General features: G+C 65.2%; 11 protein-coding genes. 4 read left to right on the forward strand and 7 right to left on the reverse strand.

Annotation, left to right across the window (positions count from 1 at the left end):
* Positions 1-4: 4 nt before the first annotated feature.
* The 7 genes from etfB to ACT9T4_RS24705 form a co-directional block, all read right to left on the reverse strand.
* Positions 5-778 (reverse strand): electron transfer flavoprotein subunit beta, encoded by a 774-nt coding sequence (gene etfB / locus ACT9T4_RS24675; RefSeq protein ID WP_499119448.1) that lies wholly within the window; start codon positions 776-778, stop codon positions 5-7.
* 77 nt (positions 779-855) lie between these two features.
* Complete coding sequence (gene etfA / locus ACT9T4_RS24680) at positions 856-2085, reverse strand: electron transfer flavoprotein subunit alpha (RefSeq protein ID WP_499119450.1); 1230 nt, start codon at positions 2083-2085, stop codon at positions 856-858.
* A 124-nt stretch (positions 2086-2209) separates the two neighbouring features.
* Complete coding sequence (gene dgcB, locus ACT9T4_RS24685) at positions 2210-4168, reverse strand: dimethylglycine demethylation protein DgcB (protein WP_499119452.1); 1959 nt, start codon at positions 4166-4168, stop codon at positions 2210-2212.
* Positions 4169-4287: 119 nt separating this feature from the next.
* Positions 4288-6348, reverse strand: a complete 2061-nt coding sequence (gene dgcA, locus ACT9T4_RS24690; protein WP_042554230.1) for a dimethylglycine demethylation protein DgcA — start codon at positions 6346-6348, stop codon at positions 4288-4290.
* 87 nt (positions 6349-6435) lie between these two features.
* Positions 6436-6966: a DUF5943 domain-containing protein gene (locus ACT9T4_RS24695; protein ID WP_179539327.1), complete on the reverse strand. Its 531-nt coding sequence runs from the start codon at positions 6964-6966 to the stop codon at positions 6436-6438.
* Between the two features lie 132 nt (positions 6967-7098).
* The gene (locus ACT9T4_RS24700) at positions 7099-8076 is read right to left on the reverse strand and encodes a dipeptidase (protein ID WP_042554232.1); all 978 of its coding nucleotides are present in this window, start codon (positions 8074-8076) and stop codon (positions 7099-7101) included.
* A gap of 356 nt (positions 8077-8432) precedes the next feature.
* Entirely contained in the window at positions 8433-9392 is a 960-nt protein-coding gene (locus ACT9T4_RS24705; protein WP_499119455.1) for a GlxA family transcriptional regulator, read from the reverse strand.
* Between the two features lie 190 nt (positions 9393-9582).
* On the opposite strand from ACT9T4_RS24705, the gene choX reads away from it, so the two are divergent.
* The 4 genes from choX (at position 9583) to ACT9T4_RS24725 (ending at position 12931) form a co-directional block, all read left to right on the forward strand.
* Complete coding sequence (gene choX / locus ACT9T4_RS24710; protein WP_499119457.1) at positions 9583-10518, forward strand: choline ABC transporter substrate-binding protein; 936 nt, start codon at positions 9583-9585, stop codon at positions 10516-10518.
* 67 nt (positions 10519-10585) lie between these two features.
* Complete coding sequence (gene cdhC, locus ACT9T4_RS24715; RefSeq protein ID WP_499119459.1) at positions 10586-11470, forward strand: 3-dehydrocarnitine:acetyl-CoA trimethylamine transferase CdhC; 885 nt, start codon at positions 10586-10588, stop codon at positions 11468-11470.
* A 22-nt stretch (positions 11471-11492) separates the two neighbouring features.
* Positions 11493-12458 carry an L-carnitine dehydrogenase gene (locus tag ACT9T4_RS24720; RefSeq protein WP_179539325.1) on the forward strand — a complete coding sequence of 322 codons (966 nt, stop codon included), beginning with the start codon at positions 11493-11495 and terminating at the stop codon, positions 12456-12458.
* A 2-nt stretch (positions 12459-12460) separates the two neighbouring features.
* Positions 12461-12931: a thioesterase family protein gene (locus tag ACT9T4_RS24725; RefSeq protein ID WP_499119461.1), complete on the forward strand. Its 471-nt coding sequence runs from the start codon at positions 12461-12463 to the stop codon at positions 12929-12931.
* Positions 12932-13352: the final 421 nt, after the last annotated feature.

A 13352-nucleotide genomic window follows, 5' to 3' on the forward strand; every position in this document is an offset into this window, starting at 1 on the left:
CCCGTCAGCGCAGTACGCCTTCGTCCAGCAACAACTTGAAGATAGCCTCTGCGCCCTCCTGTGGCGAGACGCCGTTGAGCACCTGGCCTGCGCCACCTGAAGCCTTGGCCGTGGCCGCCTTCATGCGCTCGGCGCCGGTCTTGGCCTTGATCACCTTCAGGCGCTTGGGTCGCGGACGGGCCGGTTGCCACTGGGCATCGGCATAGAGCGGGTCGTCGACCAGCTCCACCGATTCATTATCCACAGTGCCGCGGCGGGCCGGGCCGAATGCGCTCTGGCGAGCGGCCGGTGCCGCACCGTCGACGCTGGCGACAAAGGGCAGGCGTACCTTGAGCCGGCGCCTTTGCCCTCGGGGTAGTGCCTGTAGCACCTGGGCGCTGCCGCCTTCGATGCTTTCCACTTCCGCCAGGCCAACGATCAGCGGCCAGCCCAGACGCTCGGCCAGCAGGTAGGGCAGCATGCCCGAACCTTCACCGGTTTCCGCCTGGCTGCCGGTCAGCACCAACTGTGCCTTGGCGCGTTGCAGGTGCTCGGTCAGGGCCGGCAGGGCATCGGCCTCGCGAGTCTGTTCGAGGACGCTGAGCCCGGGCAGGCCCATGCCCAGGTAGGCGCGCAGGGTTTCTTCGTGCGGATCGCCGGCATGCACCACATTGAGCTTTTCACCTGCCAGCTTCAGGCCCAGTTCCACGGCGCGGGCATCCTGCTCGGCGCGCCGCGGCCGTCCCGATGCCGGGTGCGCGCCGATGGAGACGAGGGCAACGACGTTCAATTCAGCCATGCTGGAACTCCACCGGTACTTGGGATTTCGCGGGCATTTCAATCTCGTGGGAGCGGGCCATGCCCGCGATAGGCTGCTCATGCGGCATCGCGTCTGGCTCCCTGACGATGGGCTTCGACCCGTTCCATCAAGGCCTGGAGGATGGCGGCGGAGTCGCCGATCACTGCCATGTCCGCTCGCTTGATCATGTCGCAGCCAGGGTCGAGGTTGATCGCCACCACCTTGTCGCAGGCGCCGATGCCTTGCAGGTGCTGGATCGCGCCGGAGATGCCGACCGCCATGTACACGCGGGCGGTGACCCAGGTGCCGGTCGCGCCGACCTGGCGGCCGCGAGGCATGTGGCCGTCGTCTACTGCCACCCGCGAGGCGCCTTCGGTGGCGCCGAGCGTCGCGGCGGCGCGATGGAACAGGGCCCAGTCCTTCACGCCATTGCCGCCGGAGAGGATGAACTCCGCTTCGGCCATGGGAATCTGCGCCGGGTCGACGGCCACCGAGCCCAGGTCTTCGATACGCGGCAGGTTGCGCGCGACCTGCGCCGACAGCTCGATCCGCCGCGCTTCGTGGCGACTTTCGCTGACCGGTTCGGCGCATTCCGCAGCGGCCAGAATGAGGCGGGGTGCTACCTGGGCGATATCTTCGCGGCCCGCGCCAGCACGGCCGGTACTTTGCCCGTCCCGGACCTGCCAGACGCGCGTAGCCGGGCGCTCGCCGAGGCTGGCAGCCAGGCGTCGGCCCAGTTCGCCGCCGCCGTTGCGGCTGTCCGGCAGCAACCAGTGACGCGGTGCGAACTGGCTTTCCACGGCACGCAGGGCAAGCACGCGCTGCTCCGGTGAGTAGCCTGCGTACTCATCGCCATCGAGGTGGACCAGACGGTCCACGCCTGCGGTCTCGAAGGTGCTTTCGCGGATTTCGCCAAACACCACGGCAAGTACCGCGCCGTCGCTGCCAGCCAGTTGGTGGGCGAGGCCAAGCAGATCCTTGTCGTGGCTGCTCAGGCGGCCGCCGACCATGTCCGGCACCACGGCGATGACGAACGCTGGCTGCTCGACCACGTGCAGTGGCAACTGCACTTCCACGCTGGCGCTCTGGCGCTTGTTCGAGCCGCCCTGCTGCGTACCGCTGCGGTCGATGCGCTTGAGTCCGGCCGGGCCGATGAAGCCGGCGGCAGCGGCGTGCGGATTCTTGCGTACCAGGCCGTTGGGGCCGAGCCACTGGGTCTGCTGAGTCTGCAGGGCGGCGTGCAATGGATGCAGGCGATTGCGTGCGATCCATTCGGCGCGCGGGTCGCGGCGGATCAGATCACTCATGTCGGCATCTCCACGGTGCTTTGTTTTAGGAGCCGGCTTGCCGGCGATGCGATCTCATTCGTACGGCGGACTGTGGCCACGACCGCCCGCAAGCGGGTTCCTACGTGAGTGGGGTGTTCCATCATCACGGCACCTCCGCCAGTTCACGTCGCGGCGCTGGTTGCTTTTGCGGTACGTCGTTTTCGATCAGTACCTCGGCCACCAGCTCGGCGATGTCCTTGATCTGCGGGCGCGGTTCGACCACGCCTTCGAGCATCACGGTGCATTGCGGGCAGCCGACGGCCACCAGTTCGGCACCGGTTTCCTTGATGTCTTCCATGCGCATGTCGGGAATCCGCTGCTTGCCGGGGATGTCGGTGATCGGCGCACCGCCGCCACCGCCACAACAGCGTGAGCGGAAACCGGAGCGGGCCATTTCTTTGACTTCGATGCCGATGGCCTTGAGCACCGTGCGCGGCGCCTCATATTCGCCGTTGTAGCGGCCCAGGTAGCAGGGGTCGTGATAGGTCACGCTGCCGCCCTTGTGCTGGCCGAGAGGCAGCAGGTCGCGCTGCATCAACGATTCGATGAAGGTGCTGTGGTGCATGACCTGATAATGGCCGCCCAGGGCGCCGTACTCGTTCTTCAGCACGTGAAAGCTGTGCGGGTCGCAGGAGACGATGGTCTTGAACTGGTACTTGGCCAGGGTGGCGATATTGCGGTTGGCCAGTTGCTGGAAGGTCGCCTCGTCGCCGAGACGGCGCGCCACGTCACCGCTGTCGCGTTCCTCCAGGCCGAGCACGGCGAAGTCCACTCCGGACGCCTTGAGGATCTTCACGAAGGCGCGCAGGGTGCGCTGGTTGCGCATGTCGAAGGCGCCGTCGCCAACCCAGAACAGCACGTCGGTGCGCTGTTTCTCGCTGAGCAGCGGCAGGTTCAGGTCAGCGGCCCAGTTCAGTCGTCCGCCCGGTGCGAAGCCGCCCGGGTTGTCGGTGGCGATGAGGTTTTCCAGTACCTCGGCACCCTTGTTCGGCGTCGAGCCTTTCTCCAGGGTCAGGTGGCGGCGCATGTCGACGATGGCATCGACATGCTCGATCATCATCGGGCACTCCTCCACGCAGGCGCGGCAGGTGGTGCATGACCACAGGGTGTCGGCATCGACCAGCGCCTTGCCCTGCAGCGAGACGATAGGCTGATGCGGGCCGCCGCTGTGCTCACCGAGTGGTTTGCCTGGGTAGGGCGAGCCGGCGAACTTGGCGTCGCTGCCACCGGCCAGGCCGATGACCATGTCCTGGATCAGTTTCTTCGGGTTCAGTGGCTGGCCAGCCGCGAAGGCCGGGCACATGGCCTCGCACTTGCCGCACTGCACGCAGGCGTCGAAGCCGAGTAGCTGGTTCCAGGTGAAGTCGGTGGGTTTTTCCACACCCAGCGGTGCGTTGCGATCGCTCAGGTCGAGTGCCTTGAGGCCGGTGGAGCGGCCCCCGCCAAAGCGTTCGCTGCGGCGGTGCCAGGCCAGGTGCAGGGCGCCGGCGAAGGCATGCTTCATCGGCCCGCCCCAGGTCATGCCAAAGAACAGTTCGCACACCCCCCAAGCCACACCCACGGCCAGGAGGGCCGCAAGCACCCAGCCGCCGAAGTCGGTGGGCAGAATGCCGGCCACCGGCAGCGTGGCGATGAAGAAGCTCGCGGAGAACATCAGCAGGCTTTTCGGCAGGCGCATCCACGGGCCTTTCGACAGCCGCGCCGGCGGATTGCGTCTGCGTTTGGCGACGAACAGGGCGCCAACGAACATGCAGGCCGTCGCGGCCAGCAGGGCGAAGCCGAGGATGCGGTTGTGCAGGCCGAAACCATGCACGACGATCGCCAGCACGGCGGCAAGCACGAAGCCGCCCGCCGTCGCCACGTGGGTTTTCGACATGTAGGCGTCACGCTCGACCACGTGGTGCAGATCGACCAGATAGCGCCGCGGCATGTTCAGCAGGCCGCCGAGCCAGTCGACCTGGGCGGGCCGGCCACGGCGCCACATGAAGAAGCGTTTCGCGGCGCCGAGTACGGCCAGGCCGAGGGCGGCGAAGAGCAGGATGGGGAGAAGGGTGCCAAGCATGGTGAAGCTCCCGCAAGGGTCTTGTAGGAGCTGGCTTGCCAGCGATTCGGGCTCCGCGGTTGTCGCTTGGGCCGCGTTATCGTTCATCGCCGGCAAGCCGGCTCCTACAGGGAGGCTGCTTAAAAATCTTTACAAAGCCGCAGCGCGTCATAGATCGCCGCATGGGTGTTGCGCTGGGCCACGCAGTCGCCGATGCGGAACAGCAGGTAACCCTCACCGGCCTGGCTCAGCGCGGGCTGTGGCTGGATGGCGAACAGCGCGTCGATGTCCATCTGGCCCTTGTTGCGCGAGCCTTCCTTCAGCGCGTAGTACAGGCCCTCGTCCGGGCGCACGCCGTTCTCGACCACCACCTGATCGACCACGCGCTCTTCCCTGGCGCCGGTGTACTCGTTCTCCAGCACGGCGATCTTCTTGTCGCCCTCGGCGTAGACCTTCTCCAGCATCATGTCGCCGGTCATGATCACTTCCTTGGGGTACATGCTGCGGTAGTAGGTCGGGAAACTGGTGCCGCCGATGGCCACGCCCGGCTTGATGTCGTCGGTGACGATCTCGACCTGGGCACCCTTGTCGGCGAGGAAGTCCGCCACCGACATACCGGTGAATTCGCAGATGGTGTCGTACACCAGTACGGTCTTGCCCGGCGCCACCTTGCCGCTGAGGATGTCCCAGCTGCTGACCACCAGGCCTTCGGCCGCGCCCCAGTGCTCGACCTGTTCGAGGAACGGGTGGCCGCCATTGGCGAGCACGACGATATCGGCACGCAGGTCGTTGATGGTGTCCACGTCGGCCGCGGTACCCAGGCGCAGGTCTATGCCCAGGCGTGCCAGCTCCAACTGATACCAGCGGGTGATGCCAGCGATCTGGTCACGTTGCGGGGCTTTCGAGGCCAGGGTGATCTGCCCGCCAAGCTGCTCCTGTTTCTCGAACAGGGTCACGTCATGGCCGCGTTCGGCGGCCACGCGGGCGGCCTCCATCCCGGCCGGGCCGCCGCCGACGACGACCACCTTGCGTTTCGGCCCGGTGGATTTCTCGATGATGTGCGGCAGGCCCATGTACTCGCGGCTGGTCGCGGCGTTCTGGATGCACAGCACGTCCAGGCCCTGGTACTGGCGGTCGATGCAGTAGTTGGCGCCGACGCACTGTTTGATCTGGTCGATCTGGCCCATCTTGATCTTGGCGATCAGGTGCGGATCGGCGATGTGCGCGCGGGTCATGCCGACCATGTCCACGTAGCCGCCTTCGAGAATGCGCGTGGCCTGGTTCGGGTCCTTGATGTTCTGCGCGTGCAGCACCGGCACGTTGACCACTTCCTTGATGCCAGCCGCCAGGTGCAGGAACGGCTCCGGCGGGTAGCTCATGTTGGGGATGACGTTGGCCAGGGTGTTGTGGGTATCGCAGCCCGAGCCGACCACGCCGAGGAAGTCGAGCATGCCGGTGTCAGTGTAGTACTTGGCGATCTGCTTCATGTCGTCATGGGACAGACCGTCCGGGTGGAACTCGTCGCCGCAGATGCGCATGCCCACGCAGAAATCGTCGCCCACTTCGGCGCGCACGGCCTTGAGCACTTCCATGCCGAACTTCATGCGGCCTTCGAAGCTGCCGCCCCATTCGTCGGTGCGTTTGTTGACCCGTGGCGACCAGAACTGGTCGATCATGTGCTGGTGCACGGCGGACAGTTCGACGCCATCCAGGCCGCCTTCCTTGGCCCGGCGTGCGGCCTGGGCGTAGTTGCCGATCACCCGCCAGATTTCCTCCGGCTCGATGGTCTTGCAGGTGGCGCGGTGCACCGGCTCGCGGATGCCGGACGGCGACATCAGGGTCGGCCAGTGGCCGCCATCCCAGCGCGAGCGACGGCCCATGTGGGTAATCTGGATCATGATCTTGGCGCCATGCTTGTGCATGGCGTCGGCCAGGTTCTGGAAGTGCGGAATGATCCGGTCGGTCGCCAGGTTCACCGATGCCCACCAGTGCTGCGGGCTGTCGATGGCCACCACCGAGGAGCCACCACAGATGGCCAGGCCGATGCCGCCCTTGGCCTTCTCCTCGTAGTACTTCACGTAGCGCTCGGTGGTCATGCCGCCGTCGGTGGCATACACCTCCGCGTGCGCGGTGGAGAGCACGCGGTTACGGATGGTCAGTTTGCCGATCTGGATCGGCTGGAACATTGCTTCGAAGGCCATGACCTTCTCCTCGATTCGGCGGCTAAGCGTTCACGGTTCTGTTTTTATGGGTGGGAGCGGGCGGGGGCGCTCCCACTCTGGTGACCGTTAGAGCGGACGGGTAACGAACAGGCCATCTTCGTGGCCTTCTTCGGAGCCGCCATATTCCTGCACGGTGACGGTACGCAGGGCGCTGCCCCTGGCCGCCAGGATCTGGTCGAGGGCACCGGAAAACCAGCCGGTGAACATGTAATCGACCTTGCGGCCGACCTTGCCGTACACGTACACGAAGGCCGAGTGCTTGAGCTTCACTTCCGCGTAGCCGGCATCGATATCCAGCTTCTGGATCTCGAACAGCCCCCAGCCGCGCTGCGACAGGCGCTTCATGTAGTGCTCGAACACCGCTGCGCCTTCGATGCCGTGGCACTCGGCTTCCTTCTCGCACCAGTGCCAGGCGGACTTGTAGCCAGCCTTGTAGAGAATCTCGGCGTACTTGTCGGCGCCGAGCACCTCCTCGATACCCATGTGATTGTTGACGAAGAAATGCCGCGGTACGTAAAGCATCGGCAGGGCGTCGGTGGTCCAGACGCCGGTTTCGTCGTCGACCTGGATGGGCATTTCGGGGGCGTGGGTGGCCATATGTTGTTAACTCCAGAATTCGTTGTCTTGCATGTTTGAACGGTGCGGATGAATGCCTGCGGAGCCGTGGCGAGCACGCCGCGAGGACGCGCCGCAGCTATCGGTGGGCGCAGTAGGCTGCGCAGGTATTCATCATTCGCCCCAGACGTCGGCGAGTACCCTCACCCAGTTCTCGCCCATGACCTTGCGCACGGTGCGTTCGCTCATGCCGCGCTTGAGTAGGGTTTCGGTGAGGTTGGGGAATTCGCCTACGGTGCGGATGCCAAGCGGGTTGACGATCTTGCCGAAGTTGGTAAGGCGGCGGGCGTAGCCCTTGTCGTGGGTCAGGTACTCGAAGAAGTCCTGGCCGTGGCCCTGGGTGAAGTCGGTGCCGATGCCGATGGCGTCTTCGCCGACGATGTTCATCACGTACTCGATGGCTTCGGCGTAGTCGTCGATGGTCGAGTCGATGCCTTTGGCCAGGAAGGGCGCGAACATGGTCACGCCAACGAAGCCGCCGTGGTCGGCGATGAACTTCAGCTCGGCGTCGGACTTGTTGCGCGGGTGTTCTTTCAGGCCGGACGGCAGGCAGTGGGAGTAGGTGACGGGCTTGGTGGATTCGAGGATGACTTCCTCGCTGGTCTTGCTGCCGACGTGGGACAGGTCGCACATCACGCCGACGCGGTTCATCTCGGCGACGATCTCGCGACCGAAGCCGGACAGCCCGCCGTCACGCTCGTAACAGCCGGTGCCGACCAGATTCTGGGTGTTGTAGCACATCTGCACGATGCCCACGCCGAGCTGCTTGAAGATCTCCACGTAGCCGATCTGGTCCTCGAACGCATGGGCATTCTGGAAGCCGAAGAGGATGCCGGTCTTGCCCAGTTCCTTGGCGCGGCGGATGTCGGCGGTGCTGCGCACCTGCATCACCAGGTCGCTGTTCTCGCGGATCAGTTTCTGGCTGGAGGCGATGGCATCGATGGTTTCCTGAAAATCCTCCCAGACCGACACGGTGCAGTTGGCCATGGTCAGGCCGCCCTTGCGCATGTCTTCGAACAGTTCGCGGTTCCACTTGGCGATGATCAGACCGTCGATGACGATACTGTCGGCGTGCAATTCGGCTGGGCTCATCAGGCTGCTCCCCTTGATTGGTGGCACCAGATTCGTTGCTGGCGCTTTGTGGGGAGCATATGCCTCGACGCCCGATCGACCGGGTGCAAAAACGACTGGGGGATTGCCGAAAGCGTCAAGGCGAAGTCGTGAATGGATAAGCCTCTCTGGGCAGGCCTGTTCCAGAGCAGGGGATGACCGGCAGGCAGCCACAAGGCGATAGCCGCCGTTCGTTGTCGGGCGCCAATTGGTGGGCTGAAGCGGATCGCCGCCCGGCCCACCCTACGTTTGGATGCGCGGCTGTAGGGTGGGCTTTAGCCCACCAAATCGAAGGTCCGCTTTCGCCACGTTGCAGCCCGTAGGCTGCTTGCGCCTTTTCACGGTCGTAGGGTGGGCGGGGCCGTTTCGTGTCGATCCTGCCGCGGGCTGACGGCGAAGCGGGTGCGGTAGCGGCGGGCGAAGTAGGAGGCCGACTCGAAGCCGCTGGCCAGCGCCACCTCCAGCACGCTGAGGTCGCTCTGGCGCAACAGATGGCGTGCCTTGTCGAGCCGCAGGCCGAGGTAGAAGGTGATGGGCGTGGTGTTCAGGTGCTGACGGAACAGCCGCTCCAGTTGTCGGGTGGTGATGCCCACCGTGTCGGCCAGTTGCCCGGGGGAACGAGGCTCCTCGGTGCAGCGCTCCATCTCGGCGATCACCAGAGCCAGCTTCTTGTCGTGGATGCCATAGCGGCTGCTGACCTGCATGCGCTGGTGATCCAGCCGCGTACGGATGCGGCCGAGCACGAACTGCTCGGATACCTGAATCGACAGCGGCTCGCCATGGTCGCGGCCGATCAGCCCGAGCATCAGGTCGAGGCTGCTGGTGCCGCCTGCACTGGTGATGCGCCGGCCATCGATTTCGAACAGTTCCTGGGTCGGCTGCAACTGTGGATAACGTTCGCGAAAGGCATCCAGCGCCTCCCAGTGCAGGGTGAAGCGCTGCCGTGTTTCCAGCAGCCCGGCCTCGGCCAGCACGAAGCTGCCGGTGTCGATGCCGCCCAGCACCCGGCACTCCCGATCCGCTCGGCGCAGGCGGCTCGCCAACTGCGGGCTGAACGTCGCCAGCGGATCGAAACCGGCCACCACGAACAGGCTGGCATCCGCCAACTCGTCATCCAGAGCGTCGTCGACATTCAGCGACATGCCGTTGCTGGCCGGTACGGCCTGGCCATCGTCGCTGAGCAGGCGCCAGCTGTAGTGTGCGTGAAAGCGATTGGCAACCCGCAACGGCTCGATGGCGGACATCAGCCCCATCATCGAAAACCCAGGCAGCAGGAAGAAACAGAAGTGGTGCGACATGGCGGAGCCCCGCGTGTGGAATCCGCATCTAACGGCAGGAGCGCTCTCCGATCAAGTCGGTATGGTCTGGATTTGTGTCGATATAGTGCGAATCGCTTGCCGGGTATCTGCGTAAGGTGCATGCATCGGAATCACGCTTTTCCGGTCACGGTACTAAAAACCAGATCAAACCGTTGAGAGGAGCCTATCGATGAAAGCGCTTACCGCATTCGCAGCGTGCTGCACGCTTACCCTGTTGAGTACGCCCTTGCTGGCCGCCGACGAGGAGAGTTGCAAGACCGTTCGCCTTGGCGCCGTCGGCTGGACGGACGTCGTCGCCACCACCGCCGTGGCCAGCGAACTGCTGCAGGGCCTCGGCTATGAAACGACCCAGACCCAGGCGTCGCAGCAGATCATCTTCGCCGGCATTCAGAAGGGTCAGGTCGACGCCTTTCTCGGCTACTGGAAGCCGATCATGGACGACAACATCAAGCCCTTCCTCGATTCCGGCGCGGTGAAGGTGGCCGAGCAGCCGTCGTTGAACGACGCCGTTGCGGTGCTCGCCGTGCCCAGTTACGCCGCCGAGCAGGGCCTCAGGACCCTGGCCGATATCCCGCGCTTCAAGAGCCAGCTGGACGGCAAGATCTACGGTATCGAGGCCGGTTCCGGCGCCAATATGGCGATCCAGAAGATGATCGACCAGAACCGCTTCGGTCTTGGTGAGTTCAAGCTGGTGGAATCCAGCGAGGCCGGCATGCTCGCCGCCGTGGGCCGTGCGGTGCGCAGCGAGAAACCGGTGGTGTTCTTCGGCTGGAAGCCGCATCCGATGAACCTGCAGATGCCGATCACCTACCTGAGCGGCACCGAAGGGGTGTTCGGCCCCAACGACGGGGCTGCGACGGTTTCCACGGTGACGTCGCCGGACTACGCCCAGCGCTGCCCCAACGCCAATCGCCTGCTGACCAGCCTGCGTTTCACCAGTGAGCAGGAGGCCGAGCTGATGCAGCCGATCATGGATCGCCAGGCACCGGACAAGGTGGCGCGTGAGTGGATTGCCGCCAACCCCGAGGCCGTCGCCGGCTGGCTGGAAGGCGTCACCACCCGTGACGGCAAGCCTGCCGCCGAAGCCCTGAGCGCCAACCGCTAATCCCATCCCGTGTCGTTACCGTGCTTGCGCGGTGGCGGCGTTCGCCCCGAAGAAGAGGAGATCGAACATGAACAATGAAGTCATCATCACCTGTGCGGTCACCGGCGCTGGCGATACCGTTGGCCGTCATCCGGCCATTCCGGTCACCCCGAAGCAGATCGCCGCCGCTGCCATCGAGGCCGCCAAGGCCGGTGCCACCGTCGCCCACTGTCATGTTCGTGATCCGCAGACCGGCAAGCCGAGCCGCGACGTGGCGTTGTACCGCGAGCTGGTCGAGCGCATCCGCGAGAGCGACACCGACGTGATCATCAACCTCACTGCCGGCATGGGGGGCGACCTGGAGATCGGCCGGGGCGAACAGCCGCTGGAATTTGGCACCGGTACCGATCTGGTCGGCCCGCTGACCCGCCTGGCCCATATCGAGGAGCTGCAGCCGGAGATCTGCACCCTGGATTGCGGCACCCTGAATTTCGGCGACGGCGACTTCATCTACGTCTCCACCCCGGCGCAACTGCGCGCTGGTGCCAAGCGCATCACCGAGCTTGGGGTGAAGGCCGAGCTGGAAATCTTCGACACCGGTCATCTGTGGTTCGCCAGGCAAATGATCAAGGAAGGTTTGCTGGACGACCCGCTGATCCAGCTGTGCCTGGGCATTCCCTGGGGCGCACCGGCGGACACCACGACCATGAAGGCCATGGTCGACAACCTGCCACCGGGCCTGACCTGGGCCGGCTTCGGCATTGGCCGCATGCAGATGCCCATGCTCGCTCAGGCCATGCTGCTGGGCGGCAACGTGCGCGTCGGCCTGGAAGACAACATCTGGCTGGACAAGGGCGTGCCGGCCAGCAACGGCTCGCTGGTCGAGCGTGCGGCCGAGATCATCGAGCGTCTTGGCGGGCGGGTGCTGAGCCCGGCCGAAGGGCGCGAAAAGATGAACCTGAAAAAACGCTGAGCCTTTAGCCTGGAGCTTGGAAATGTCCTTCATTACCGATATCAAAATCTTCGCCGCCCTCGGCACCGGCGTGATCGGTGCGGGCTGGGTCGCCCGTGCCCTGGCCCATGGCCTCGACGTGCATGCCTGGGACCCGGCGCCGGGCGCCGAAGCGGCGCTGCGCACACGCATCGCCAATGCCTGGCCGGCCCTGCAGAAGCAGGGGCTGGCGCCAGGAGCAACGCTGGATCGACTGCGCTTTTTCGATGACCTCGATGCCTGTGTGGCCGATGCCGACTTCATCCAGGAGAGCGCACCCGAACGCCTCGAGCTCAAGCTCGACCTGCACGCCCGGATCAGCGCCGCCGCGCGCCCCGATGTGATCATCGGCTCCAGCACCTCCGGCCTGCTGCCCAGCGAGTTCTATGCCGGGGCGCATCACCCGGAACGCTGTGTGGTCGGCCATCCGTTCAACCCGGTGTACCTGTTGCCGCTGGTGGAGGTGGTCGGTGGCCAGCGCACCGCGCCTGAGGCCGTGCAGGCCGCCAGCGCCATCTACCGCGCGCTGGGTATGCGCCCGCTGCACGTGCGCAAGGAAGTCCCGGGTTTCATCGCCGACCGCCTGCTCGAGGCGCTGTGGCGCGAGGCGCTGCACCTGGTCAACGATGGTGTGGCCACCACCGGTGAGATCGACGACGCGATCCGCTTCGGTGCCGGGCTGCGCTGGTCGTTCATGGGCACCTTCATGACCTACACCCTGGCGGGCGGCGACGCCGGCATGCGCCACTTCATGGCCCAGTTCGGGCCGGCGCTGAAGCTGCCTTGGACCTATCTGCAAGCTCCTGAGCTGACCGAAGCGCTGATCGACGATGTGGTCACCGGTACCGGCGTGCAGCAGGGCCAGCGCAGCATCGCCGAGCTGGAGCGCTACCGCGACGACTGCCTGCTGGCGGTACTCGATGCCGTGCGCCAGACCAAGGCGCGCCATGGTTTCACCTTCGAGGAATGAGCATGCTGCCCGTTACTTACCGAACCGCGGTGCAGGCCGACTGGGTCGACTACAACGGCCACCTGCGCGATGCCTACTACCTGCTGATCTGCAGCTTCGCCACCGATGGGCTGATGGAGCTCCTCGGTCTCGACGAGGCAGGCAGGGCGCGTACCGCGCATACGCTCTACACCCTGGAGTGCCACCTCAATTTTCTCGCCGAGGTGAAACTTGGTGTGGACGTTCAGGTGCGCAGCCAACTGCTCGGCCATGACCGCAAGCGCCTGCACATCCATCACCTGATCGAGCGCTGCGACGACGGGCAGACAGTGGCCGAAAGCGAACAGATGCTGATGAACATCGACACCACCAGCGGCCGCTCGGCGCCCTTCGATGAACAGGTCGCCAGGCGCGTCGCCGAACTGGCCGATTCGCAGCGAAACATGCCGCGCTCCGCGTATGTCGGCCGGGTGATCGGGTTGCCGGTTGGATAGCGCTGCCGACCCGGGCCTCAGCGGGCGCTTGAAGCCAAACCGCGCGCCGTAGGGTGGGCTTCAGCCCACCACCGACAACGCCCGCGGCCCGAAACTCCGAGCCGCATGCTCTGAATAGCCAGCCAACATCGGCGTTGAATGGCTTTGGTGGGCTAAAGCGCCACCCTACGGTTGATGCCCCTGGGGGTAGGGTGGGCTTCAGCCCACCACCGACAACGCCCGCGGCCCGAAGCTCCGAGCCGCATGCTGAATAGCCAGCCACCATCGGTGTTGATGGCTTTGGTGGGCTAAAGCGCCACCCTACGGTTGATGCCCCTGGGGTAGGGTGGGCTTCAGCCCACCACCGACAACGCCCGCAGCCCGAAGCTCCGAGCCGCATGCTCTGAATAGCCAGCCACCATCGGTGTTGATGGCTTTGGTG

Source organism: Pseudomonas sp. SZ40, from assembly GCF_052958135.1.